This window comes from Arthrobacter methylotrophus (assembly GCF_039539965.1).
In the GTDB taxonomy this organism is placed as follows: Bacteria; Actinomycetota; Actinomycetes; order Actinomycetales; family Micrococcaceae; genus Arthrobacter; species Arthrobacter methylotrophus.
The window spans coordinates 4,833,997-4,857,454 of sequence record NZ_BAABED010000001.1 but is presented as its reverse complement, the minus strand read 5'-3'; the positions used below and the strand labels follow the sequence as shown (position 1 = coordinate 4,857,454).

Below are 23,458 nucleotides of genomic sequence, written 5' to 3'. Positions count from 1 at the left end.
CCCGGGCCACCGAGGGCCGTAATCGTGGCTAGCTCGATCCATGGACCCCTTGGAATTCTTAATCTCGCTCGGTGGAGTAGCCCGGGTTGGCATGCTGCGCCGGGAAGGCTACTCCGAGCGCGCTGTGCGGAGCCTGGCCTTTGCCGGGGCTGTCCAACCCCGCAAAGGTGTCTGGGCTCTACCGGAGGCGGACCCCGAGTTTCTGCAAGCCATCATGGACAATTCACTCCTGACGTGCGCATCCAGCGCTTTCCGTTACCAGCTGTGGATTAAGGACCGGCTGAGGCGCCTCCATCTTGTCAGCAAGCATCACCGCGACCTACGCTCCGCCAGGCACGGCCGCCTTCGCTTCGAGCCGGATCAAAACCTGCCCATCGCAAGTCTTGAGGACACTGTCATTCACGGGCTGACATGCCTTAGCGAAGCAGACGCCATAGCCATGGCACAGTCCGCCATGCAACATCACGGTGTACCCAGGTTCGTTCTTGAGTCCGAAATGACGGCTAAGTACTACGGAACGGCCCGAAAGCGCCTGGCAAAGGCTGACGGTTTATCGGAGTCGGTACCCGAGATCAGTGCGCGACTCCTGTTCGAATCAGCTGGCCCCCAATTCCGCCGTCAAGTCCAGATCGCCGGCGTCGGGCGGGTGGATTTCCTGGTCGAAGGCTGGCTCGTTGTTGAGATCAATGGCTTCCAATTCCACAGTTCACGCGAAGCCTGGCGCCGGGACATGGGCCGTTCAAACGTCGCACAAACGCAGGGTTATGCGGTGTTGAGCTACTCGCCCGAACAGATATGGAACCGTCCGGACGTGGTCCTCCGGGAAATCCGGGCCGTGCTGGAACGTGGCTGCCCTCGCGGGTGAAGGATTCTGCACAATCATTCCGCCGGACAAATAGTCGAGCCCAGCGATTCCGCGGCCTCATGCCCCAGCCACGCCGGATGATCGTACAAAATCCTGCGAACGTCAGTCCTGGAAGTACTCGATCTTGGCCCCGACGGTGTTGAGACGCTCTGCAAGGTCCTCGTATCCGCGTTCAATGACGTAGATGTTGCGCAACTCGGACGTGCCCCGCGCCGCCAGCATGGCCAACAACAGGCAGGCTGCGGGACGGAGCGCCGGGGGGCATCCGACTTCCGCGCCACGCCACTTGGTGGGGCCATTGACGTAGATGCGGTGCGGATCGAGGAGTTGAACCTGGGCGCCGAGCTTGTTGAGCTCAGTCAAGTAGATGGCCCGGTTCTCGTAGACCCAGTCGTGGATCATGGTCTGGCCCTCGGCATTGCCGGCGATGACCGCGAAGAACGGTAGGTTGTCGATGTTCAGCCCGGGGAAAGGCATCGGATGGATCTTGTCCTCCGGCGCGCGCAATCGGGATGGCTTGGTGGTGACGTTCACCAGTCTCGTCCGCCCGTTGCGTGCGAAGTACTCGCCCGAGATCTCCAGTTGCTGGCCCATTTGCTCAAGGGTGGCTAGTTCGATCTCCATGAACTCGATGGGGACCCGGCAAATGGTGACTTCGGAGTTGGTCACGATGCCTGCGGTGATCAGGCTCATGGCCTCGATGGGGTCTTCGGACGGGAAGTATTCAATGTCGACGTCGATCGCCGGGCGGCCCGTGATCTTCAGAGTGGTTGTCCCGATGCCGTCAATCACCACGCCGAGTCCTTGCAGGTAGAAGCAGAGGTCCTGCACCATGTAGTTGGGGCTGGCGTTGCGGATCACGGTGGTGCCGCTTCGGTGTGCGGCGGCCATGATGGCGTTCTCCGTCACCGTGTCACCGCGCTCCGTGAGCACGAAGGTGCGATCGTCGCCGTCGGCCGGCGGGGCCTGCACGGAGTAGAAGCCTGATTTGGCCTCCACGGAGAGCCCGAACTGGCGCAAGGCTTGCATGTGCGGTTCCACCGTTCGCGTCCCGAGGTCACAACCGCCGGCGTACGGCAGTTGGTAGGTAGCTGCCTCATCCAGGAGCGGGCCTAGGAGCATGATGACGCTGCGGGTGCGGCGCGCTGCCTCCACGTCCATGGAGGCGAGGTCCAGGGTCTCGGGGCGGCGGATCCGGAGGTCGTTGCCATTGAGCCACGTGCACTCGACGCCGATGGAGGTCAAGACCTCGACGATCCGGTTGACTTCTTCGATCCGGGCCAGCCGGCGCAAGGTGGTGGTGCCGCGGTTGATGAGGCTCGCGCAAAGCAGTGCGACGCCGGCGTTCTTGCTGCTGTTGACATCCACCGATCCTGACAGCGTGCGTCCGCCCTCCACTCGCAGGTGGGTCATCTGCGGTTTGCCGACTTTGACAATGGTGCGGCCGAAGATGGACTCGAGGCGTTCGATCATGCGGAGGCTGAGGTTTTGCTTGCCTTGTTCCATGCGGGCAATGGCACTTTGGCTGGTTCCCAGCTCCGAAGCGAGCTGTCCCTGCGTCCAGCCCTTTTCGCCGCGGGCGTCGCGAAGAAGGAGACCTACATGTTCGGCAGTCGGTTGAGTCATAAGCAATAAATATCACAAATGGTCTATTTATGAGATGTTTTGTGATGAAACACGCCGGTATCGCCCGACGCTAGTCGTTTCGTGCGATATGTAACTCTGGGTCAAGAGGATTCCCCGGCCCAGGTTCCAGAGGCACGGGACCCCAACTAACTCGCAGTTGTTGTCGTTATGGGGCCTCATAACGACAACAAATGCGAGCTAGTTGGGTTGCTTTAGCCAGACGAAGTGCCACGTCCCCGCCAATTGGGCCGCGAGCACTGCTGCGGCTGCGATGACCACCCCACCAGCCAAGACCCAGCCGTCCAGGCGACTGTAGGTGGATTCGCGTGCCCAGGTCCGCCGTCCGCCGCCGAAGCCACGTGCCTCCATGGTCACGGCCAAGCGCGACGCCCGGCGTATCGCCTGGACCAACAGTCCGAAGCTTTGGCCGAGCATCGCCCTGGTCCGTTGCAGTGGGCTTCCCTGCGAGCCGACACCCCGCGCGCGCCGCGCCATGCCGATCGTCTGCCACTCCTCCGCCATGAGCCCCACGAGCCGCAGCGCGGCCAAGGTGCCCAGGACGAAGCGGTGAGGCAGTTTCGCCTTCTGCGCCAAGGCGTCGGCAAGGTCCGTGGGATCGGTGCAGCTCATGAGGAGGATTGCCGGCAAAGCGATCGCCAGGCCGCGGAGCATGAAGCCGAGTCCCAGCTGAAGCGAGCCTTCGCTGATGGACCAGATCCCGACGTCGAGCAGTATCCTGCCGCTGTCAGCCGACAGGATCGCAGTACTCCACCCGCCAAGCGCTGCCGCGATGATCAGGGGCCAGCCGCGCTGCCACAGCAAACGAACGGTGAGACCGGCAAGTGGAAACAGCGCCAGCTCGCCAAGGAGCGCAGTGGAGGCTGATACCAAGTCGATGGACAACGCCAGCACCAGGGTGATCAGGAAGACCGACACGAACTTGGCCAGAGGATTCGCGCGCGTCAGGAGCGCGTTGTTCCCGCGCAGGCTCAGGGTTTCCCTCATGCCGCACCCGCTTCCTGCCGGGCCCCGCCTTGGAGCGCAGGTGCGAGCCTCATTTCGGTCCCGCCGAGCACGGAGCTGAATTCCTGGTCGTGGGTCACGGAAACTACCGAGGTGCCGGCGTCGAGCAGTTCAGACAGGAAAGAGGCGAGCTCGGCCCAGGTGTTGGCGTCCTGTCCGAAGGTTGGTTCGTCGAGCACCAGGACGCGCGGGTGCGCAGCGAGCACGGTGGCTACGGACAGCCGCCTCTTCTCGCCGCCGGAGAGCGTGTATGGATTGGCGTCCACGAGGTGGCTCAGCCGCAGCCGTTCGAGCAGCTCGTCCACGCGATCCTCCCCGTGACCAAGGTGCTTGGGTCCGAACATGAGCTCGTCCAGTACCCTGCCGGTGACGAACTGGTGCTCGGGTTCCTGGAACACGGTCCCGATGCGGGAGATCAATTGCTGGGCCTTCCACCTGAAAGGGTCGTTGCCGGCGCCGGCGCTGAGCTCGACGGCGGCAGTCACCGCACCGGACACGGGCGCCAACAGACCAGCAAGGGTCAAAGCGAAGGTCGACTTTCCCGCGCCGTTGGGGCCCGTGATGGTCAGCGACTGCCCCGCGAACACTTCGGCGTCGAGCCCGGTCTGCACGGGACGTGGTGGGATGGTCTTCAGCCCTCGGCGGTGCGCCCTTTCACGGGAGACAGCGAGCTCCTGGGTGGCGAGCAGCAGCCCACCGCCCCTCGCGTTGGAACGAGGCCGGGTGGCCGGCACGTAACCGGGCACCCAGACGCCCGCAGCAGTGAGCATGTCCCTTGCTCGCACCAGCACGGTATCCGGGTCGCCGTCCAGGAGCACCGCGGGCGTTGAACTACCTTCGGAGGAGCTGCCCGGCTGCAGCACCACGATCCGGTCCACGAGGTCTTTCCACACCGCGACCCGATGCTCCACCACCACCAGGGTGGCGCCGGTCTTGTCCAGGCAGCGGCCCACGGCGTCGCGGACCTCCAGCACGCCGGCGGGGTCCAGGTTGGCGGTCGGCTCGTCCAGGAGGATCAAGCCCGGCCGCATCGCCAGGATGCCAGCCAGCGCAAGGCGCTGTTTCTGCCCGCCGGAAAGGGCCGACGTCGGGTGGTCCAGCGCTAGGCCGCCACTGGCACTGCCGCCTGCACTATTCCGCAGCCCGACGTCGTCGAGCGCTTCATGGACGCGCTTCCAGATCTCCTCCCGCGGCACGCAAAGGTTCTCGGCCCCAAACGCGACGTCGTCGCCCAGCCGGGAAAGCACCACTTGGGTTTCAGGGTCCTGTTGCATGAGTCCGGCACGGCCCCGCTGGGCCCGGGGTGACTGGCCGTCCACCAGCAACGAGCCGGTTTCGTCGGCGTCGTCCCCTTCCTCGCCCAGCACGCCCGCGAGGGCATGCAAGAGCGTCGACTTGCCTGCGCCCGAGGGGCCAAGCAGGAGCACGCGCTCGCCTGGACGGATGTCCAGATCCAGGCCGTGGATGGCCGGTGTGGTGCGGCCGGCGTGCCGCCAGCCCCAGCCTCGCGCGGAAATTGCGGCGGGATGCACCGCAGCGGGGGTACCGGAATCAGGACTGGGCATCAGGAAAAGACAGGCTCCGAGGCGGCCTTACGGGACGCGAACGCGCTCAGGACGCCGGTCTTGGCCAGGCCGCGGGTGGCGATCCAGGACAAGGCTCCGGCAATGACCGCGCCGGAAAGCGTGCAGAACACGATGTACACGAGCTTGTCGCCGATTTCGTAGGCGATGTTCCAGCCCCACGGCAGGAAGGAGTCGTTCAGCCCGCAGAACAGGCCCGCACCGGCACCGGCCAGCAGGGACACCGGCAGGTTGAACTTCTTGTACATGAACGCCAGGAAGATGAGTTCCGCGCCGAGCCCCTGGAGCAGGCCCGAAATCAAGACCGTGGTGCCGTACTGGTTACCCATGATGAGCTCGCTGGTGGCGGCCACTATTTCGCAGAAGATTGCGGCACCGGGCTTGCGGACAATGAGCATGCCCAGGACTGCCGGAATCATCCAACCACCAGCGATCAGACCCCCCAGCGGAGGGTAGCCGGCCGTCACGGGCGTGACAACCAGAGCCATCTGGTCCCATGCCCAGAAAATCACGCCACCGGCGATGGAAATCAGGGCCGCCACGACGATGTCCACGACGCGCCAGTTGAAAGCGGGCTTGGTGAGACCCGGCCTTGAAGAAATACCAGTCATTTTGTCCTCCTGAGGAACAGGAGGGGAAAGTGTTCCCGGCTTACGTTCGGCTTCCGCCGCGCTGGTTCCGGACACTATGAGAACTCGACTCCCTTGCGCCGGTACTAGCCGGATCAGGTTCGAGGGTCTGCGGCTGTCCGCACTCTCAGCGCCCGTCCTCCGTGCCGCATTGCTGCGAGCCCGACGGCGGCGCTCCCCTGTCGTTATCAATCCACCCTTTTGGGCGTGGTTCAGTTTACACCTTGGCGGGGTTCCGAACGGGAAAGTGACGCATTCTGCTGGATCATTCCTTGTCTTGGAGCTGGCAGGCCCGAGGCGGCGCGGTCGGGCGGCGAAACTGGGAGAATGATCCAGCAGAATCATCGCAGCAAGCGGGGCAAAGGAGCGGTCTTGACAGGCATTGGTACAGCGGAAAGCACCACAGTGGCCGAACCGAGGCTTGCCGCCAGCGTGATCCTGGTCCGCGATGCTGCTGGGCGAGGGAGTTCCGAAGGGGCGGCGCGGCCTGCGGGCGCCGCAAACGGCCTGGAGGTATTCGTTCAGCACCGGGTGTCCACCATGGACTTCGCTGCAGGCATGGTGGTCTTCCCCGGCGGACGGGTCGACACCGTGGACAGCACTGGCTGGGACTTCGCGGACGACGTGGTCGAACGGCATGCCGCTGCGTGGCACCTGAGCAGCATCGCCGTCGAGCCCTTGACGGCACGCCACAACGCCGGCAGAGTGCTGGCGGCCGCGCAACGCGAGGTGTTCGAAGAGGCCGGCCTGAAGCTCGATGCAGCCACCCTCCGCCCCTGGGCCAACTGGGTCACCCCGGAAGACCAGCCCAAACGCTTCGACACATACTTCTACCTTGCGTGCCCGGTTTCCGGAGCCGAGCCAAAGCATCAAACCACGGAGGCGTCATCGTCCCTGTGGATGCCGGTCCGCGGAATCCTTGAGGCTGAATCCGCGGGGACACTCAGGCTCATGCCGCCCACTCTGGTGCTGCTGGATGAACTGCTCGCCCTCGGCACCATGGAAGCCGTCTTGGCCGGGGAACGCGAGATCATACCCGTGCGTCCGCAGCCAGGGGCATTGCAGGAGTTCTTCCGGAACAGGCGCCAGCCCCCGTCCCTTGCGCCTTAGCGGGCGTAGCGGCCGTAGCGGGCCTGATGTGGGGTTAGGCTGGGGGCAGACCTGTTCCCCCCCTCAAGGAGTCCCGGAATGAATCTCCTCATCAAGCTACTCGGCACCGGCGTGAGCATCGGCGCGGGCTTTGTCGGCACCAAACTGGTCAATGCCGTGTGGGAAAAGACCACGGGCAACAAGCCTCCGAAAGGCCACGACGACATGGAGACGAGCCTCCGCTCAGCGCTGACGTTCGCCCTGATTTCGGCGACTGTCAATGCCATCATCCAAGTTGTCGCCAGCCGAGGCACCCAGCGTGCCATCTCGCGCTTCTCGAAGACGCAGGACATCGTCTAGGCTGACGGCTGGCCGTTCCGATTGGGACCGCCAGCACCGGCAGCACCGCCCGTGTTCCCGGCGTGGGGCGGTACCGACTCCCCCGCTTCAGCTTTCTCGGCATCCCGCTTGCCGGCCGCCCGCAGCACCACGGCCTCGAGTTCGTCGGTGCTGAGCAGCTCGGGGTGGAGGTGCTTGGTCCGGTAGCCTGCGCGGCCCACCATGTGCGCGGACACAGGCACGGTCAGCAGTTGGAAGATCCAGGCGACCGCCAGGACCGGCCACACCCACCATTCGCGCATTTGCAGCCCGATGGCCGCTAGGACGAGGAAAAGCCCCAACACTTGCGGTTTGGTGGCTGCATGCATCCGGCTCATCAAGTCAGGGAAGCGCAACAGGCCGATTGCCGCCCCCAATGACATCAGCGCACCGAGAATCAGCAGCACGGCGGTGACGGCATCGATCACGGCGTCCACTCCGGTGGCGTTAGGAGTCATTGACCTGTCCTCTCCGGTCGGCCACAAAGCGTGCCACCGTCACCGAACCGACGAAGCCAATCAGCGTGAGTGCGACTAGCAAGACGAGGTTGTTGAGGTGCCTGTTGACGGCCATGTCGATCGCCAGCGCAGCACCCAGAATGGCTAGCAGCACGTCGGAGGCCAGCACACGGTCCAGGAGCGAAGGTCCGACGGCGATCCGGTAGATCGCTCCGGCCGCCGCGAGGCTGAGAATCACCGCTGTCACGGTCAGCACGATGTCTTTCATGAGCCAGTTCCCCTCGTCATAAGCCAGTCTCCGGCCTGAAGTGCGTCCACTTCCGCGCGCGTTCCCATGATCCGGATGAGCGATGCCTCCGTGTCCTGGACTTCCCGGCGCAGCCTTGCAGTGTCTGAATCGTTGCGGACATTGAGGCCGTGGATGTAGAGCGTGGACGTCGAACGGTCCACCTCCACCACCAGGGAACCCGGAATCAACGAAATCACATGTCCCGTTGCGGTGACCATCAGGTCGGAATGGCTCCGCAAGGGAACAGCGACGACGGCGTTGGTCACCGAAGGCCCGCGAAAGACCGCGAGGTACATGACCTGGAAGCTCGCGGCCACGATCTTGCCAAGGAAGACCACGGCGAAAGACATGGCTCGGAGCACGTTGAAGCGTCCGCCGAGTTCCACGGGAGGCAAGTAGAAAATCCTGGCCACCACCACCGCGATCAGCGCACCGAACACCAAGTTGCCCGGGCTGAAGTCACGCCAGAGTGCACCCCAGACGACCACCAGCCACACCAGCAGGGGCAACTCAGTGCGGAATGAAATCCTCTTGCGGCTCATTTGCCACCGCCCTGCACCGACGGTTCAGCGATCCCCGGAACCTTGGCGTTCTGGCCAAGCACCGAATGGATGTAGGCGGACCGGTCCAGCATCTGTTCCGCGGAGTTCCCTGCCAAGTGGAACAGCGGTCCGGCAAAGACGGTCAGCGCCATGCCAAAGACCACTAGTGCGACGGTTGGCCCCACCATGGTCCGCGGGAGCAGGCCGACGGCGGCTGTGTCCGTCAGGGCGGGGGCCGGGTAGTCCGCGTCCTCGGGTTTCCGCCAGAATGCGCGGTTCCAGACACGGGCAACTGCCAGCAGGGTCAAGAGACTGGTGACCACCCCTCCCACCACCAAGGTGATGGCCAACGGCGTGCCAAAGGCTATGCCGGCCTGCAGGAGCCCGAGTTTCCCCAGGAATCCTGAAAACGGCGGAATACCTGCAAGGTTCATGGCCGGAATGAAGAACAAGAGCGCAAGGAGCGGGGACAACTTGGCGAGCCCGCCCAGCCTGTCTATGGACGAGCTACCGCCGCGGCGCTCGATCAAGCCGGTCACCAGGAACAGGCTCGTTTGGACGGTGATGTGGTGGGCCACATAGAAGACAGCAGCCGCAAGCCCCGCGATGGAGGACATCGCCAGCCCGAACACCATGTAGCCGATGTGGCTGACCAAGGTGAAGGAAAGTAATCGTTTGATGTCGCTCTGGGCTATGGCGCCGAGAATCCCCACGAGCATGGTGAGGAGGGCTACCACCATCAGCGGGGTGTTCAAGGTATCGCCCGGGAAGAGGAGGGTCTCCGTGCGGACCATCGCATAGACGCCCACTTTGGTCAGCAAACCGGCGAACACGGCGGTGACCGGCGCGGGTGCCGTCGGATACGAGTCGGGGAGCCAGAAGGACAACGGGAAGACGGCGGCCTTGATCCCGAACGCAACGAGCAACATGACGTGGAGCAGGTTCCTGGTGTCCGGATCAAGGGCGGCCAGCTTGATGGCGAGATCTGCCATGGTGATGGTTCCGGTGGCTCCGTAGATCATCGCGATGGCGATCAGGAACAACACCGAAGACACGACGGAAACCACTACATAGGTGACCCCTGCGCGGATACGCGGCCCGGTCCCACCCAGAGTCATGAGCACATAGCTCGCCGTCAGCAGGATTTCGAAGCCGACGTACAGATTGAAGAGGTCACCCGTGAGGAAGGCGTTGGAGACGCCCGCAACCAGGATCAGGTAGGTCGGGTGGAAGATCGAGACCGGTGCTTCACGGTCGCCGTCGGCCATTCCCTGGCCGGTGGCGTAGATCAACACCGCGAGGCTGATGACGGAGGAGACCACCAGCATGAGCGAGGAAAACTGGTCTACTACCATCACCACGCCAAACGGCGGCTGCCAACCACCCAGGGTGACGGATTCGGTGCCTGTGGTCCATACCGAGGCGAGGAGCAAGCATTCCAGGAGCAGGGTGAGGGACAGCAAAGCAATGCTGACGACGCGCTGCGCCAGCGGGTTCCTGTTCAGGGCGAAGGTGAGCGCGGCACCGAGGATGGGAAGTACGACGGCGAGCGGCGCCAGGCTGGCCATGTTCACTCGGGTCCTCCTTCCTTGGCTGCTTCTGTGACTGCCGTGACCGGGAATTCGGATGTTTCTTCAGGAACCACGGAATCGTCCTCGGCGTCGAAGCTGGGTGTTTTCGCCACGCGCCGGTCTTCCGCGTCATCCTGGATATCGTCCTGCCGTGCCAACGCCCAGGTCCGGTAGATGATGCCGAGCATGAAAGCCGTCACCGCGAAGGAGATGACAATCGACGTCAGGATCAGGGCTTGCGGCAAGGGATCGTTATAGGCGCGCGGATCAGTGGATTTGTTGAATAGCGGGGCAAGCCCGGCATATCCGCCCGTGGCCAGGATCAGGAGGTTGGTGGCGTTGGCCAGGAGCATGAGTCCGAGCAGGACACGGGTCAAACTGCGTTCCAGGATCAAGTAGATGCCGCAGGCATACAGCACGCCCATGACGATCAACAAGGTGAGGTTGACGCTCATGGGGTCCCTTTCGCTTGCGGAGCCGCAGGTTCGGTGGACACGGGGACTTCGGGCGGGATTTCCGCCGAACGCCCTGTGTCTCCGCCGGCTGTCTCTTCGAAATGCTCGTCGATTTCTGCTCCCAAGCTGCGCAGCACGTCCAGCGCCAGGCCCACTACGACGAAGTAGACGCCGATGTCGAAGATGGTGGAGGTCACGAACTTGACGTCACCGAACAGCGGCAGCCAGAACTCGATGATGGCACTTTGGAACACTTGGCCGCCGAGAAGAAGGGGCACGAAGCCGGCCGCTGCCGCCGTCGCAAGACCGGTTCCCAGCAGCATTCCGGCGCTGATCGGCGCGGCTTCCCGCAACTCGAAGCGACCGCCGGCCAAGTAACGGATGGTCAGCGCGAGTCCGGCGGTGAGTCCTCCGGCGAAGCCGCCGCCCGGAAGGTTGTGTCCGGCTAGCAGGAGGTATACGGAGAAGACGATCATCGAGTGGAAGATCAGCCGCGTGACCACTTCGAAGATGATGGATCGCCGTTCTGGTGCCAGGGTGCGGCCGGCCACTAGCCAGGGATCCGCCAGGGAGCCTGCGAATTTGCGCACGAGCGCCAGCGAGGCGTCGTCGCGCGAGCTGCCCCCGGCGGCGGCGGCGCGCCTCCCCACCGTTCCTTCGGGAATCGAGGCGGCTTTGTTGAGGCGCTCCCCCCGGCTGCGGACAAAGATCAAGCTCGCGACGCCGGTGGCGGCTACTGCCAGCACCGAGATCTCACCGAAGGTATCCCAGGCGCGGATGTCCACGAGCGTTACGTTGACCACGTTGAGTCCGCCGCCCCCTTCGTAAGCCAACCGGGGGAACGAGAGCGATACGGGCTCGGCGATACGGGCTCCCATGGCGTAGATCGCGACGAAGATCATGGTCACCGCGAACGCTACTCCGATGATGACGCGAACCACTCGGTATTTGCCGCCGGTACGGTCCCGGAGCTCCGGAGGGAGGCTGCGCATCGCCAGGACAAAGGCCACCAGGATGATGGTCTCCACCAGCATTTGCGTCAAGGCGAGGTCCGGGGCTCCCTGCAACGCGAACATCAAAGCGATCCCGTATCCGGTGACTGAGACCATCAGGACGGCGAGGAAGCGCTTGTTGGCACGAACAGCGGCTAGCGCCCCAACAACGATTCCCGCTGCAGCGATGAGCTGGAGCGGCGAGTTCGGGTCGATCAGATAGAGACCGCCCGGGAGCGGTTTGTTGGCCATCACGAGTGCCGTCAGCGGGACTGCGAAAGCCACGGTGAGAATGACCGCCAGGTAGAAGTACAGGGAACCGCGCTGTGTGCGTCCGGTGACCCAGACGGCGACGTCGTCCAAGGCACCGATGGTGCGCTGGTAGGCGCGATCCCCGTCCACCCAGTCCGGGACGCGGCTCTGCGCCCGGGCCACAAAGTTGCGAGCATAGAACATCACGACGCCGGCCGCGAAAGTTACGGCGGTGAGGCCCAATGCGGGTGTCAGACCGTGCCACAGCGCGAGATGGTTGGCAGCGGCTGCGGCAGTTCCGGCTGCTGGACTGGCAAACAGGGCCGCATACGGTTGGATCCACCCGTCGACGGAATCCGGCCATAGGCCGTAGACGATGGTGAGGATGCTCAGGATGGCTGGCGCGGCCAGGAAAGCTGGCTGGATGGCTTTGAACGGCGTCCGTTCCACTCCGGGCTTCGTGGCGAACGCGCCCCACATGAAACGCGCGCTGTAAGCGAACGTGAGGATGGACCCCAGGACCAAGCCGACGAGGAGAACCAGCCCCCATGGTTGGGAAGCAGGGCCAGTGCCGTAGTGGACGAACGCTTCAAACACCGATTCCTTGGCCACGAAACCTGCCAGTGGAGGTACGCCGGCCATGGATGCGGCGGCGATTCCGGCCACGATGGCGAGAGCCCGCGAGGACTTGTACACCCCGGAAAGTTTGCGGATGTCCCTCGTGCCGGATTGGTGGTCGATGATGCCCACCACCAGGAACAAGGAGGCTTTGAAGAGGCCGTGTGCAAGCAGGAGCGCTAGCCCAGCCAGCGCCGCGTCGGGCCGTCCGAGGCCCACCACCATGGTGAGGAACCCGAGTTGGCTGACGGTGCCATACGCAAGGATGAGTTTGATGTCGGTCTGCCGCAGCGCACGGTAACCGCCCACCAGCATGGTGGCCAGGCCCAGTCCGAGCACCAAGAGCAACCAATAGGGGCTTTCGCTGAACCCCGGCGCCATGCGGGCAACGATGTAGATGCCGGCCTTCACCATGGCAGCAGCGTGCAGATAGGCACTCACCGGAGTAGGGGCGGCCATGGCGCCCGGGAGCCAGAAGTGGAAAGGGACAAGCGCCGATTTGGTAATCGCACCAATCAAAATGAGGACGACGGCGGCCGCAACGGCTCCCTGAGCCGGCCCCGTGACGAGGGTGGCGGCGTCGGCCATGATCGCCGAAATCCGATATGTCCCGGCGGCCTGGCCCAGAACGATGAGGCCGACGAGCATGGCCAAACCGCCGGCTGTGGTGACCATGAGGGCCTGCAACGCCGAGCGCCGGGCGGCGAGGCGGGTGCGTGCATAGCCAATCAGGAGATAGGACAGGACCGTGGTGAGTTCCCAGAAGATGAACATCATCAAGAGGTCGTCGGCTGTCACCAGGCCGAACATCGCCCCGGCGAAGGCAAGCAACTGGGCCCCGAACCCGCCCAGGTCAGCGTCCTTGTTCTTGAAGTACCGGGCGCAGTAGACCAGGACCAGCGCACCAACGCCCAGGACCAGCAAGGAAATCACCCATGCCAGAACGTCCATGCGGAAGGCGAATTCAAGCTTGAGGTTCGGAATCCATGGGAGGGTTTCTTCGATGAAACCGCCGGTGGGCTCTCCACCTTTTCCGGGGTAGATCCGGTCATACTGCAAGATCAGCCAGACGAAGGCAGCGGCGGGAACTGCTGCGAGAACGTAGAACGCATTCCGTTGGAGTTTCCGGAAGATCCAAGGCGCCGCAGTTGCCGCTGCAAAGGTCACGGCAAGGACTGTGATCACTGGAATCTCCGCAAAGTCAGGAATGAGTTGTCAAAAGTTGGAGCAGGCGGTCAAACGTTGGGTTCGGTGCAGGTAGTTTATCAACCGCATGTGACAAACAATGCCGGCCTCCATGGTGTAGAGGGCTAAGATCCAGTGCCGGCTGCCCGGACGTCCCAAGAGTGTCACTTCGGGCGGTTACCATTCACTCCATGAACATGGCAGCTGCGCCTGAGGCCCCGCACCCGGCATCCGAGCTTGCTTCCGGGCCTGCCCTATCGAACAAGGGGCAGATCCTTGCGTGGGCGTTCTGGGACTGGGGTTCCGCGGCATTCAACGCCGTCATGACCACGTTCGTGTTCACTGTCTACCTGACATCCAAGGCGTTTGGCGGGGGAGACTCCGCATCGGCGGTGTTGGGTGCCGCGTTGGCGATCGCCGGCGTCGCAATTGCCGTGCTGGCGCCGGTCACGGGGCAGCGTTCTGACTCCGGTGGCCGCCGCAAGCTGTGGCTAGGGGTCAATACCGCACTTGTCGCGGTCCTCACCGGCTCGTGCTTCTTTGTTTTCCCCAAGCCCGAGTTCTTGCTTTTGGGCGTTTCGTTGATTGCCCTCGGCAATGTGTTTTTCGAGTTCGCGGGGGTCAATTACAACGCGATGCTGGCCCAGATCTCCACTCCTGCCAACATCGGTAAAGTGAGTGGCTTCGGCTGGGGGATGGGGTATTTGGGCGGGATCGTGGCGCTGCTCGCGGTGTTGCAGCTGTTCGTCCAGCCCTCCGTTGAGTGGTTCGGGGCCTCTACTCAGGACGGCCTCAATATCAGGTTGGTGGCCGTTTTCTCCGCCCTCTGGTTCTTCATCTTTGCGCTGCCGGTCCTCCTCGCAGTCCCTGAACTGTCCGTCAAGAAGCCAGAGTCCAAGCTCGGGTTCATGGCGTCGTATGGTTTGCTTGTCCGCCGGATCAAGGCCATATATCTCACCAGCCCGCACACCATCTATTTCCTCCTCGCGAGCGCCATCTTTCGCGACGGCCTGGCGGCGGTCTTCACGTTCGGCGGGGTCATCGCTGCAGGGACCTTCGGGTTCGAGCTCAAGGAAGTCATCTTCTTCGCGATTTTCGGCAACGTAGTGGCTGCCGTCGGCGCTATGATCGGCGGGCTTCTGGATGACAGAATCGGCCCCAAAGCCGTCATCGTCATGTCCCTGTTGGGACTTCTGGTGGCTGGCACCACGATCCTGGTGCTGGGCAACAGCGACTATGTGTTCTTCGGGACCCACTGGGCAGGAGCCACCACTTTCTGGGTCTTCGGGTTGTTCCTTTGCCTCTTCGTCGGACCGGCCCAGGCTTCCTCCCGGGCCTATCTCGCGCGACTGGCGCCCGACGGCGAATCCGGCGAACTATTCGGGCTTTACGCCACCACTGGCCGGGCAGTGAGCTTCCTGGCACCGGCGCTCTTTACCTTGTGCATCACTGTGGCGACGCCTCTCGTCGCCTCCGGCGAGGCCCAGCGCTGGGGGATTCTGGGCATCATGGTGGTGCTCCTGGCCGGCCTGCTGGTGATCCTGCCGGTCAAATCGCCCCACAAGACGGAAATCGCCGTCGTTCCGGAGCGCTGAGGGCAGGCCCTGCCCATTCCGGGCCCGCTCCATACCAGTCGTGGCGGTCGTCTTGGCAGCACGATCTCGGGAGGAGAAGACCTTGTTTTTTGATTGTTAGTAGAGTTTACTAACCCATATGGACACCCTCCGTGACCGCCCCCGCACCGACCGGCACCGCACCGACCGGCACCGCACCGATAGAACAAGCACAGCGACCCTGCCTTCCGATGGACGCGCTCACAACCTCTCCCTAGTCCGCCGGACGCTCCACTCGGCAGGTGCGATGAGCCGCGCGGACCTCTCACGGACCCTGGGCCTGACCCGTGTCACGGTATCGGACCTTGTCTCGGACCTCCTGGAACGCGGACACGTGGTGGAACTGGGACAGTCGGATGAAATCCGCCCAGGCAAACCCGCCATCCTGGTGGACATCAACCGCCAAGGCCTCCAGGTGATCGGCATGGATTTGGCTGAAAATTCCGTGCTCCGCGCCGCCGTCCTCGACCTTGACGGCAACATCCTCGACCGTGTGGAGCGCTCACTCTCCGAGGAAACCGGACAGGACGTGGTCAACAAAGTCCTTGAACTCGCCTCCGAAGCAGTCGGACGGGCCACCGCCACGCTGCTGGGGATCGGAGTCGGAACCCCTGGCATCGTCAACGCGGACGGCGTCGTCACCACGGCCCCGAACTTCCAGTGGAAGGACGTCGCCCTCCGCGAGCTGATCCAGGAACACACCGGCCTGCCGACCCTTGTCTCCAATGACGCCGACGCCGCAGTCCACGCCGACTACACCTTCGGCGGCGGCAGTGACGACATGGTCCTCGTGAAAATCGGCCGCGGCGTCGGTTCCGGACTCATCGTCGGCGGCAGGCGTGCCCGGGGCGCCCACTCAGCGGCGGGCGAAATCGGCCACGTCACGGTCGGCACCGACGGTGGGACCATGTGCAAATGCGGCAAGAAGGGCTGCCTCGAAACCTGGATGTCCGTCCCCAGCCTGGAACTGGCCCTGGCCGAAGCAGCGGCGAGCTCCGAACCTGAGGCCGCGGCCGGCGTCGCACTCCGGGAGGCGAGTGTGCTCCGGGAAGCCGGGGAACGGCTCGCCATAGCCCTCGCCCCCGTAGTGGGAGCCCTCGATTTGGCGGAAGTGGTCCTCAGCGGACCCCGGAAGCTCTTGGAGGGCCCGCTTCTCGACGCTGTCCAGCACACCCTGCTCGAACGGCTACTGCACCAGGACCCCTCGCCGGTGTCCGTGCGCCTCGCGGCAGACGCGCAGGACATTGTCCTCCGCGGCTCTGCCGTGATGGTCCTGTGGAACCAGCTAGGTGTGGCCTAAATGCCGCGCTTGCGCCGTTTCCATCCCTGACTACCCTGCTAAGCATCCCTCCCAAGGAGCCGGACATGGACACGATTCAGTCCCCCGCCACCCAGTCCTTTGCCGCCGGGCCCGCGCGCACGGACGAACTCCGCCGCCTGGCGGCAGGAACCCTCATGCCCGGATTCACCGGAACCGCCGTCCCCGTCTGGATCCTGGAAGCGTACGACGCCGGACTTGCGGCTGTGTGTCTGTACGGCACCAACGTGGCGTCCCCAGTCCAGTTGCGGGAGCTCTGCGCCGGGCTGCGGGCACATTCCCCGAACACGCTCATCGCCGTCGATGAGGAAGGGGGCGACGTCACCCGGCTGCACTACCTCAAGGGATCAACGCAGCCCGGGAATGCGGTACTGGGACGTTTGGACGACGTCGAACTGACTGCCGCCAGCGCGAGCGCCATCGGGCACGAACTCGCAGGCCTGGGCATCAATTTGAACCTGGCTCCGGATGCGGACGTAAATTCCGCCCCGAACAATCCCGTGATCGGCGTGCGCAGCTTCGGAGCCGAACCGGACTTGGTGGCCCGGCACACGGCCGCCTGGATCCGCGGGCTCGAAGACGCCGGCGTGGCCTCCTGCGCCAAGCATTTCCCCGGCCACGGCGACACCGCCACCGATTCGCACCTCGCACTCCCCCGTGTCACAGCCAATGCCGCCACGCTGGATGCGCGCGAGTTGGTCCCCTTCCGTGCGCTCGTCGCGGCCGGCGGCGCAACGGTGATGACCAGCCACATCTTGGTGGAAGCCCTGGACCTGGATCGTCCTGCCTCCTTCTCCTCGCGCATCCTGCAGGACCTGCTTCGCCGCAGCATGGGATTCGACGGCGTCATCATCACGGACGCCCTGGACATGGCCGGCGCATCGGCCCAGACCGGCGTACCGGAAGCTGCCGTTCGTGCCCTGATGGCCGGAGCGGATCTGCTGTGCCTGGGCTCGGAGACAAGTCCGGGCCTCTTCCAACAGACTCTCACCGCGATCGCCAGTGCCGTTGAGGAAGGCCGCCTGCCCGTCGAGCGCCTAGCGGATGCAGCGGCGCGCACTGCCGCGCTGTCATTGCGTTTCCCCGCCGCGGGGGCGGTCGAAATCCAGGCGGCCGCCTTCGGGAGCCAGCCGGGGTTACCGCTCCAGGTTGCCGGTGTTCCTAGCGGCCCGAAGGCGCTCGACCGCGGGCGCATCGCCGAAGCCTTCGACGTTTCCGAAGCTGCCGAAACATGGCTTGCGCGGGAGGAACCCATGGCTATCGTGCAGGTTGAAACGGGGGCCAATTTCGCCGTCGGCCACGTGCCCTGGGGACCGGCAGCCACGGCTGAAGCAGTGATCAGCGAAGGCGAGGTGCCCGACGGCGCGCGGGTCGCCGTCGTCGGACGCGGCCTGGACGCCGATCCCCCATTGTGGACCGTCTTCGCCCGCTTGAGGGCCGAAGGGCACGCCGTGATCGCTGTCGAGTGCGGCTGGCCGCGCGGTGGAGCGGACATCGTCACCTACGGCGCGTCGCTCGCGGTCTCCCAGGCCCTGACGGCATTGCTGAAAGGGACCGCGGACTCGCGTTGACCGGGGAGGAGGTGCAGGCGGCTTTGGACGCGGGCAGCGAGCGGCGTCATTCCGCCGCCCCTCCAAGAGAGCTAGGGTGGACTTATGAACGTGGATGAGACAGAACTTCCAGGCCTTGGAGTCCGCAAGGATTTCATCACGGCCTCGGGACGCCGGATCGGTGTTGTCGAGATGCGGGAAGGCGAAACCGAGCTTTTCGTCTCAACGTGGGACGATCCCGATACCTGCCAGGCCTCCATCCCGTTGACTGCAGACGAAGCCGCCGCCTTGGGCAACCTCCTGGGTGGGCAGCACATCGCCATGCGTTTGGCCGAAGCCCACAGGGAAATCCCCGGCATTGCTACGCGGCAGTTCTCCATCACCGCGGACTCCCCCTTTAACAACCAGCCCATGGGCAAAGCCCAGATCCGCACCCGCAGTGGTGTCTCGATCGTGGCGATCATGCGGGAAGGCGAAGTGGTTCCCTCACCGGCTCCCGACGTCGTCCTTCACACGGGTGATCTGCTGGTGGCTGTCGGTACGCAGGAAGGTCTTGACTCTGCGGCTGCCATTCTGCGCAACGGCTGACGTTCATGGACCCCCTGGCCCTGACCCTCATTGAGTTGGGCGCAGTCGTCTTTTGTCTCGGCCTCTTGGCTCGTTTGGCCGGCAGGATCGGAATGTCCCCCATTCCGCTCTATCTTGTGGGAGGACTGGGATTCGGGGCGGGTGGCCTGATCAAGCTCGATGGGATGCACGAGTTTGCCCACCTTTCCGGCGAAATCGGTGTCATCCTGCTCCTGTTGATGCTTGGTTTGGAATATACGGCCGCGGAGCTGGTCACAGGCCTGAGGCGCTCGTGGCAAGCGGGCGTGTTGGACCTGGTTTTGAACTTCCTTCCAGGGGCGGGCATCGCGGTGTGGCTCGGTTGGGGACTCGTGGGCGCGATTGTCATGGGTGGCGTCACCTATATTTCTTCCTCGGGGATTGCCGCGAAGGTGATCACGGATCTGGGCCGGATCGGTAACCGCGAAACTCCGGTGGTGCTGGCCATCCTGGTGTTCGAGGACCTCACCATGGCCGTCTATCTTCCGATCCTCACCGCGATCCTCGCAGGCGTGGGCTTCCTGGGCGGACTCCAAACGGTGGGTATCGCCTTGGCCGTGGTGACCCTGGTGCTGGTGGTGGCCCTCAAACACGGCCATCGGGTATCCCGGGCCGTGCACAGCGAAAACTCTGAAGTCTTCCTGCTGAATCTTCTCGGGGCCGCACTTTTGGTGGCTGGCATAGCGTCCGCCCTGCAAGTCTCCGCCGCCGTGGGCGCGTTTATGCTGGGCATCGCCATTTCGGGGGCCACGGCCCACAACGCGACGCGGATCCTTGAGCCGCTGCGGGATCTCTTCGCGGCTATTTTCTTCGTGGCCTTCGGCCTCAATACGGACCCGAGCAGTATTCCTCCAGTGCTGGGCTGGGCGCTCCTCTTGGCTTTCGTGACTGCCGTGACCAAGCTGCTGACCGGATTCTGGGCGGCCAAGCGGGCAGGGATTGCCGTACCGGGCCGTTTCCGCGCGGGAGCGGCCCTGATTGCGCGCGGCGAGTTCTCCATTGTCATTGCCGGCCTGGCCGTCACCTCGGGAGCGGTCCCGCGTGAGCTGGCCGCCCTTGCCACGGCTTACGTCCTGCTCATGGCCATCATCGGACCGCTCGCAGCCCGTTTCGTGGAGCCTACGGTCAAGGCCTTCCGCAAGTCCCCCCGCAAACGGAAGGCATCCGAGCCAATCGCGTCCCTCGAGGCGTGACATCTCGGCCTTTTCGCGCGCGTGAACGGGCGAGATCTCACGCCTCGATTCGCGGTAGGTGAGTCACTCTTCCTCCCCACTGTGGATAAGCCGGTCGAGGCACCGGTGTTGTGCCAAGAATTGATCCATGCGAAACCCCAGCCCCCTTCCCGACTCTCTCCGGGGGCGCTCGTTCACCCTCGCCGAGCAACGCGCTGCCGGGGTTTCGGATAGCCGGGCATGGACCAAGGACCTTCGAGTGGCGAGCCGCGGAGTCCGTGTTCCTTGGGGAAACGTCCAGGAGCTCTCCCACACTGCACGGCTTCTGACCGGCATCTCACCAGGGACTGTGTGTTGTGGCCCGACGGCGGCAATCCTTTGGCGCTGTCCCCTTCCCTTTGAACTCGAACGCCAACCCTTGGTGCATCTGTTGCGATGGGACGGCGGGAATCGACCGGTTCGCAAGGGGGTGGTGGGGCGCCGCGTGCCGTTGAAGGCCGCAGACCGGAGGACCATCGACGGCATCCCCATCACCAGTGCGGCCAGGACATGGCTGGAATTGGCGGCGCTGCTTCCCCTGGACGATCTCGTCGCCGCGGCCGACTACTTCATCTGCTGTCAGTCACGAAGTTTCGGCACCAACCGTGCCGCCCTGTGTTCGCTCACCGACTTGCGGAGGCAGGTCAAGGAAAACCCCGGAATCCGCGGCCGTAGGAACGCCCGGTTGGCATTGGAGCTCGCGAGGGTTGGCGCCGACTCGGTACCGGAAACCAAGCTCCGGCTTGCCATCTGCCGGCACGGACTGCCGGAACCTGAATTGCGGTTTGTTGTCCAGGATTCAACCGGCTGGGAGCTGGCTTGGCCGGATTTGGCCTATCCGCGGTACAAAGTGGCCGTCAATTACGACGGCAACCATCACCTGACGGCTGCCCAAAAGGAGTCCGACATCCGCCGGGACGAATCGATCGCCGCGATCGGTTGGACCTCGGTGACCATTACGGCGCGGCACGTGAAGGCGTGGGGATTCGGCGGGGTCGTACACCGCGTTCGCGATGCCCTTGGCCGCGGAGGGTGGGCCACCGAGGCGTGAGATCTTGGCCTTTCCATCCACGCAAAAGGCCGAGATCTCACGCCTCGACACGCTAGATCGCCGTCCGGTGGAAGTTGAGGTGGCTGCGGCTCGCAGTGGGGCCGCGCTGGCCTTGGTAACGGCTGCCGTAACCGCCGGAACCGTAGGGATGTTCAGCTGCCGAGGAGAGCCGGAAGAAGCACAACTGGCCGATCTTCATGCCAGGCCACAGCTTGATGGGCAACGTGGCGACATTGGACAGTTCCAAAGTCACGTGGCCGGAGAATCCGGGGTCGATAAAGCCGGCAGTGGAGTGCGTCAGCAAGCCAAGGCGCCCCAGCGAGGACTTTCCCTCAAGGCGTGCGGCGACGTCGTCCGGCAGGCTCACCGTCTCATACGTGGAACCGAGCACGAACTCGCCCGGGTGCAGAATGAAGGGTTCGTCACCTTCGACCTCAACCAGGCGGGTCAGCTCAGGCTGCTCCTCGGAGGGGTCGATGTGCGCGTACTTGTGGTTGTCGAACAGCCGGAAGAAGCGGTCAATCCTCACATCCACGGAGGACGGCTGAACCATCGCGGGGTCGTAGGGCTCCAGGACGATACGTCGGGAGTCGATTTCGGCACGTATGTCGCGGTCAGAGATCAGCACAGGATCAAAAGTACCGCATGCACCGTATACCCTGTGGTGCCGGTGTGGCGCATGGGACTATAGTGCACCACATAGACTGCCGTTACCGCTGTTGAATTTGGGAACGGTGCACGACGTGAATCTGGGGAAACATTGAGACGAATTGCGGTGCCCGTTGCCGTTATAGTGGCCTGCTTTCTCACGGTGATGGCCCCTGCCTCCGGCCCGCTGGCCGCCTCTGTTCCGCTCGCGGGAATTGCCGCCCCGGCCGCGCCTTCCAACTCAAGCTCCACCCCCAGCACTGAAAGTACGACGCCGGCGTCCGCGCCGGCGTCGGGATCCGGCCTTCCGCAGGCCGCACCTGCGCCGGAGTCACCAGCGGCCGGCCCGGTCGGCAGCAACACCCCGGCCGTCGCCGCCGCTCCGAATGAAGCAAGCACGCCCTTAGCCCCAGAAACGGCGGCCCCATCCGCGATAACGAGTTCCGCCGTCGTGCCCGGCAATGCCACCTCGCCCCAAGCGGCGGACGGTCCGCCTCCGCTGCCCTCGATCCCGCCCGCGTCGGGACCGGATGCGCTGCCCGGAGGCTCGGCAGCGGATGGCCTCCAACTCGATCCCGCTCCGGCACCGACGAAGACTTCCCCTGCGGCGGTGCAAAAGGTTTCCATCCAGGCACTGGTCAATGACGACAACTCTGCCCAGGTGCTGGCCGTCTTCAACGCCATCAACGCTTACCGGACCTCTCTGGGCTTGAACCCGGTGAAGTACAACCCCACGGTGTCCACTCTTTCGCAAGATTGGTCCAACAACATCGCCAGCCGCGAAGTGATAGAACACCGCAGCAACTTCTGGACCGATCCCCGGGCACTGAACCCCAACAACGGCGCAGGCGAAGTCATCGCCGTCCGCTGGGACCGGAATGCCGCCCAATTGGTCGAATGGTGGAAAGGCTCCCCCGCCCACGATGCTTTGCTCCGGGATCCCCGGTTCAACGTGATCGGCATCGGCATTACCTTCACGGACGGCAACTACCTGACCACCCCCAACAGCTACACCATGTGGGGCGTGGTCAATCTCTTCGGTTACACGACGCTCCCCGCCGGTACCGTCAACAGTCCTGGCGCGGGCACTGCCCCTCCCCAGCTTCCGGCCCCGAGCGTCTGCGATCCCATCGCGAAGCAACAGCCGCCCACGCTGAACCTCAACGCGGCAGCCATCCGCAGCGCCGGTGACCTCGTCGCCGTCGACCCCTCCGGCAACTTGAGGGACTATCCGGCACTCGGCAACGGCACGTTCGGTCCCGCCCGGACTGTAGGGTCCGGTTTCACGGGGGCGAAAGAAGTCATGACCACGGACTGGGACCGCGACGGCGTGATCGACGTCCTCGTCCAAATGTTGGACGGTAGGCTCCTGCTCTACCCCGGGGTTGTCAGTGGAGGATTCAAAGCCCCGGTAGTGTTGGGGTCATCGGGCTGGCAATCGATGACCATGGCCGTGGGCACTTGGTGCGGGAACAACAGGCTCCCGCAGATCCTCGCCACCGATTCCACTGGCGCGCTTTACCTGTACCGGAACCTGGGACTCACCGCCTTGGCCGGACGGACCCAAGTAGGCTCAGGCGTCAGCGCGATCCGACTGAGCATGGTGGACTACGACGCCGACGGCTTCCAGGACCTGCTGGCGGTGGAAGCGAACGGGAACCTACGCCTCTACCGCGGCTCCGGGCTCACCACACCGAAGTCGGAAGCCCGGCTTGTCGTGGGAACCGGCTGGACGGACTATTCCGGATTGCGCTCGCTCCAGGGCGTCACTGGCCTCAACTCCACGGGAGTCGCGGGACTGTTGAGCAACGGAGCGGTTGAATACTGGGATTTGAGCAGTGGACGCCTCACGACGCCGAGCACTCCGGTCACCGGATTGGGCGGCCTCAAGCTCGCCCAGTAGTTG

The 23,458-nt window shown here is 64.2% G+C and carries 22 protein-coding genes and 1 riboswitch; of the genes, 10 read left to right on the top strand and 12 right to left on the bottom strand.

The window, feature by feature from the left end; genetic code table 11:
• Positions 1-49 precede the first annotated feature (49 nt).
• Positions 50-865 (top strand): endonuclease domain-containing protein, encoded by an 816-nt coding sequence (locus ABD884_RS24970; protein ID WP_345054141.1) that lies wholly within the window; start codon positions 50-52, stop codon positions 863-865.
• A 102-nt stretch (positions 866-967) separates the two neighbouring features.
• Here ABD884_RS24970 and ABD884_RS24965 read toward each other — a convergent pair whose 3' ends face one another.
• The 4 genes from ABD884_RS24965 to ABD884_RS24950 all read right to left on the bottom strand — a co-directional run bounded on the left by ABD884_RS24965 (position 968) and on the right by ABD884_RS24950 (position 5,708).
• A complete protein-coding gene (locus ABD884_RS24965) occupies positions 968-2,491 on the bottom strand; it encodes a UDP-N-acetylglucosamine 1-carboxyvinyltransferase (RefSeq protein WP_345054137.1) in 1,524 nt (507 codons plus the stop codon).
• Positions 2,492-2,689: 198 nt separating this feature from the next.
• Positions 2,690-3,496: an energy-coupling factor transporter transmembrane component T family protein gene (locus ABD884_RS24960; RefSeq protein ID WP_345054132.1), complete on the bottom strand. Its 807-nt coding sequence runs from the start codon at positions 3,494-3,496 to the stop codon at positions 2,690-2,692.
• Complete coding sequence (locus tag ABD884_RS24955; RefSeq protein ID WP_345054129.1) at positions 3,493-5,079, bottom strand: ABC transporter ATP-binding protein; 1,587 nt, start codon at positions 5,077-5,079, stop codon at positions 3,493-3,495. The genes ABD884_RS24960 and ABD884_RS24955 overlap by 4 nt, the downstream gene beginning before the upstream one ends.
• Complete coding sequence (locus ABD884_RS24950; protein WP_345054124.1) at positions 5,079-5,708, bottom strand: ECF transporter S component; 630 nt, start codon at positions 5,706-5,708, stop codon at positions 5,079-5,081. The genes ABD884_RS24955 and ABD884_RS24950 overlap by 1 nt, the downstream gene beginning before the upstream one ends.
• Positions 5,709-5,780: 72 nt before the next feature.
• Positions 5,781-5,917: riboswitch (TPP riboswitch) on the bottom strand.
• Positions 5,918-6,053: 136 nt separating this feature from the next.
• Here ABD884_RS24950 and ABD884_RS24945 point away from each other — a divergent pair.
• Positions 6,054-6,836, top strand: coding sequence for an NUDIX hydrolase (locus ABD884_RS24945; RefSeq protein ID WP_345054120.1), 783 nt, complete (start codon positions 6,054-6,056; stop codon positions 6,834-6,836).
• Between the two features lie 78 nt (positions 6,837-6,914).
• Positions 6,915-7,175 (top strand): DUF4235 domain-containing protein, encoded by a 261-nt coding sequence (locus ABD884_RS24940; RefSeq protein WP_345054114.1) that lies wholly within the window; start codon positions 6,915-6,917, stop codon positions 7,173-7,175.
• On the opposite strand, the gene mnhG is transcribed toward ABD884_RS24940, so the two are convergent.
• Genes mnhG through ABD884_RS24910 form a run of 6 tightly spaced genes read right to left on the bottom strand, consistent with a single transcriptional unit; the run spans position 7,172 to position 13,555 of the window.
• Entirely contained in the window at positions 7,172-7,651 is a 480-nt protein-coding gene (mnhG, locus tag ABD884_RS24935) for a monovalent cation/H(+) antiporter subunit G (RefSeq protein WP_345054111.1), read from the bottom strand. The two genes, ABD884_RS24940 and mnhG, sit on opposite strands and share 4 nt — an antisense overlap.
• On the bottom strand, positions 7,641-7,919 hold the full coding sequence (locus tag ABD884_RS24930) for an MrpF/PhaF family protein (RefSeq protein ID WP_028267617.1): 279 nt from the start codon (positions 7,917-7,919) through the stop codon (positions 7,641-7,643). The genes mnhG and ABD884_RS24930 overlap by 11 nt, the downstream gene beginning before the upstream one ends.
• A complete protein-coding gene (locus tag ABD884_RS24925) occupies positions 7,916-8,482 on the bottom strand; it encodes a Na+/H+ antiporter subunit E (protein WP_345054101.1) in 567 nt (188 codons plus the stop codon). The genes ABD884_RS24930 and ABD884_RS24925 overlap by 4 nt, the downstream gene beginning before the upstream one ends.
• Positions 8,479-10,056 (bottom strand): Na+/H+ antiporter subunit D, encoded by a 1,578-nt coding sequence (locus tag ABD884_RS24920; RefSeq protein WP_345054099.1) that lies wholly within the window; start codon positions 10,054-10,056, stop codon positions 8,479-8,481. Before ABD884_RS24920 ends, ABD884_RS24925 begins: the two co-directional genes overlap by 4 nt.
• The gene (locus ABD884_RS24915) at positions 10,053-10,508 is read right to left on the bottom strand and encodes a Na(+)/H(+) antiporter subunit C (RefSeq protein WP_345054096.1); all 456 of its coding nucleotides are present in this window, start codon (positions 10,506-10,508) and stop codon (positions 10,053-10,055) included. Before ABD884_RS24915 ends, ABD884_RS24920 begins: the two co-directional genes overlap by 4 nt.
• The gene (locus tag ABD884_RS24910; RefSeq protein WP_345054093.1) at positions 10,505-13,555 is read right to left on the bottom strand and encodes a Na+/H+ antiporter subunit A; all 3,051 of its coding nucleotides are present in this window, start codon (positions 13,553-13,555) and stop codon (positions 10,505-10,507) included. The genes ABD884_RS24915 and ABD884_RS24910 overlap by 4 nt, the downstream gene beginning before the upstream one ends.
• A gap of 191 nt (positions 13,556-13,746) precedes the next feature.
• Between ABD884_RS24910 and ABD884_RS24905 the strand changes: the two genes are divergently transcribed.
• From ABD884_RS24905 to ABD884_RS24880, 6 genes are all read left to right on the top strand, one after another.
• Entirely contained in the window at positions 13,747-15,150 is a 1,404-nt protein-coding gene (locus ABD884_RS24905; RefSeq protein ID WP_345054088.1) for an MFS transporter, read from the top strand.
• A gap of 118 nt (positions 15,151-15,268) precedes the next feature.
• Positions 15,269-16,468, top strand: a complete 1,200-nt coding sequence (locus tag ABD884_RS24900; RefSeq protein ID WP_345054083.1) for an ROK family transcriptional regulator — start codon at positions 15,269-15,271, stop codon at positions 16,466-16,468.
• 65 nt (positions 16,469-16,533) lie between these two features.
• Complete coding sequence (locus ABD884_RS24895) at positions 16,534-18,057, top strand: glycoside hydrolase family 3 protein (protein WP_345054078.1); 1,524 nt, start codon at positions 16,534-16,536, stop codon at positions 18,055-18,057.
• Positions 18,058-18,141: 84 nt separating this feature from the next.
• Positions 18,142-18,624, top strand: a complete 483-nt coding sequence (locus ABD884_RS24890) for a cation:proton antiporter regulatory subunit (protein WP_345054072.1) — start codon at positions 18,142-18,144, stop codon at positions 18,622-18,624.
• A gap of 5 nt (positions 18,625-18,629) precedes the next feature.
• On the top strand, positions 18,630-19,835 hold the full coding sequence (locus ABD884_RS24885; protein ID WP_345054067.1) for a cation:proton antiporter: 1,206 nt from the start codon (positions 18,630-18,632) through the stop codon (positions 19,833-19,835).
• Positions 19,836-19,962: 127 nt separating this feature from the next.
• Positions 19,963-20,904: a hypothetical protein gene (locus ABD884_RS24880; RefSeq protein ID WP_345054062.1), complete on the top strand. Its 942-nt coding sequence runs from the start codon at positions 19,963-19,965 to the stop codon at positions 20,902-20,904.
• A gap of 52 nt (positions 20,905-20,956) precedes the next feature.
• Here the strand turns inward: ABD884_RS24880 and dcd are convergent, their stop codons facing one another.
• Positions 20,957-21,532, bottom strand: coding sequence for a dCTP deaminase (gene dcd, locus ABD884_RS24875; protein ID WP_028267626.1), 576 nt, complete (start codon positions 21,530-21,532; stop codon positions 20,957-20,959).
• A complete protein-coding gene (locus ABD884_RS24870) occupies positions 21,526-22,179 on the bottom strand; it encodes a hypothetical protein (RefSeq protein WP_345054045.1) in 654 nt (217 codons plus the stop codon). Before ABD884_RS24870 ends, dcd begins: the two co-directional genes overlap by 7 nt.
• Here ABD884_RS24870 and ABD884_RS24865 point away from each other — a divergent pair.
• Positions 22,163-23,455 (top strand): CAP domain-containing protein, encoded by a 1,293-nt coding sequence (locus ABD884_RS24865; protein WP_345054039.1) that lies wholly within the window; start codon positions 22,163-22,165, stop codon positions 23,453-23,455. The genes ABD884_RS24870 and ABD884_RS24865 overlap by 17 nt on opposite strands.
• Positions 23,456-23,458: the final 3 nt, after the last annotated feature.

Bases quoted from the DNA above. Each gene is read 5' to 3' on its own strand.
- ABD884_RS24890 (WP_345054072.1), top strand. From the start codon at position 18,142: ATGAACGTGGATGAGACAGAACTTCCAGGCCTTGGAGTCCGCAAGGAT.
- ABD884_RS24885 (WP_345054067.1), top strand. From the start codon at position 18,630: ATGGACCCCCTGGCCCTGACCCTCATTGAGTTGGGCGCAGTCGTCTTT.
- ABD884_RS24895 (WP_345054078.1), top strand. From the start codon at position 16,534: ATGGACACGATTCAGTCCCCCGCCACCCAGTCCTTTGCCGCCGGGCCC.
- ABD884_RS24915 (WP_345054096.1), bottom strand. From the start codon at position 10,508: ATGAGCGTCAACCTCACCTTGTTGATCGTCATGGGCGTGCTGTATGCC.
- ABD884_RS24925 (WP_345054101.1), bottom strand. From the start codon at position 8,482: ATGAGCCGCAAGAGGATTTCATTCCGCACTGAGTTGCCCCTGCTGGTG.
- ABD884_RS24965 (WP_345054137.1), bottom strand. From the start codon at position 2,491: ATGACTCAACCGACTGCCGAACATGTAGGTCTCCTTCTTCGCGACGCC.
- ABD884_RS24940 (WP_345054114.1), top strand. From the start codon at position 6,915: ATGAATCTCCTCATCAAGCTACTCGGCACCGGCGTGAGCATCGGCGCG.
- ABD884_RS24950 (WP_345054124.1), bottom strand. From the start codon at position 5,708: ATGACTGGTATTTCTTCAAGGCCGGGTCTCACCAAGCCCGCTTTCAAC.
- mnhG (WP_345054111.1), bottom strand. From the start codon at position 7,651: ATGACTCCTAACGCCACCGGAGTGGACGCCGTGATCGATGCCGTCACC.
- ABD884_RS24955 (WP_345054129.1), bottom strand. From the start codon at position 5,079: ATGCCCAGTCCTGATTCCGGTACCCCCGCTGCGGTGCATCCCGCCGCA.
- ABD884_RS24905 (WP_345054088.1), top strand. From the start codon at position 13,747: ATGAACATGGCAGCTGCGCCTGAGGCCCCGCACCCGGCATCCGAGCTT.
- ABD884_RS24960 (WP_345054132.1), bottom strand. From the start codon at position 3,496: ATGAGGGAAACCCTGAGCCTGCGCGGGAACAACGCGCTCCTGACGCGC.
- ABD884_RS24880 (WP_345054062.1), top strand. From the start codon at position 19,963: ATGCGAAACCCCAGCCCCCTTCCCGACTCTCTCCGGGGGCGCTCGTTC.
- ABD884_RS24945 (WP_345054120.1), top strand. From the start codon at position 6,054: ATGATCCAGCAGAATCATCGCAGCAAGCGGGGCAAAGGAGCGGTCTTG.
- ABD884_RS24870 (WP_345054045.1), bottom strand. From the start codon at position 22,179: ATGGAAACCTTTTGCACCGCCGCAGGGGAAGTCTTCGTCGGTGCCGGA.
- ABD884_RS24900 (WP_345054083.1), top strand. From the start codon at position 15,269: ATGGACACCCTCCGTGACCGCCCCCGCACCGACCGGCACCGCACCGAC.
- ABD884_RS24930 (WP_028267617.1), bottom strand. From the start codon at position 7,919: ATGAAAGACATCGTGCTGACCGTGACAGCGGTGATTCTCAGCCTCGCG.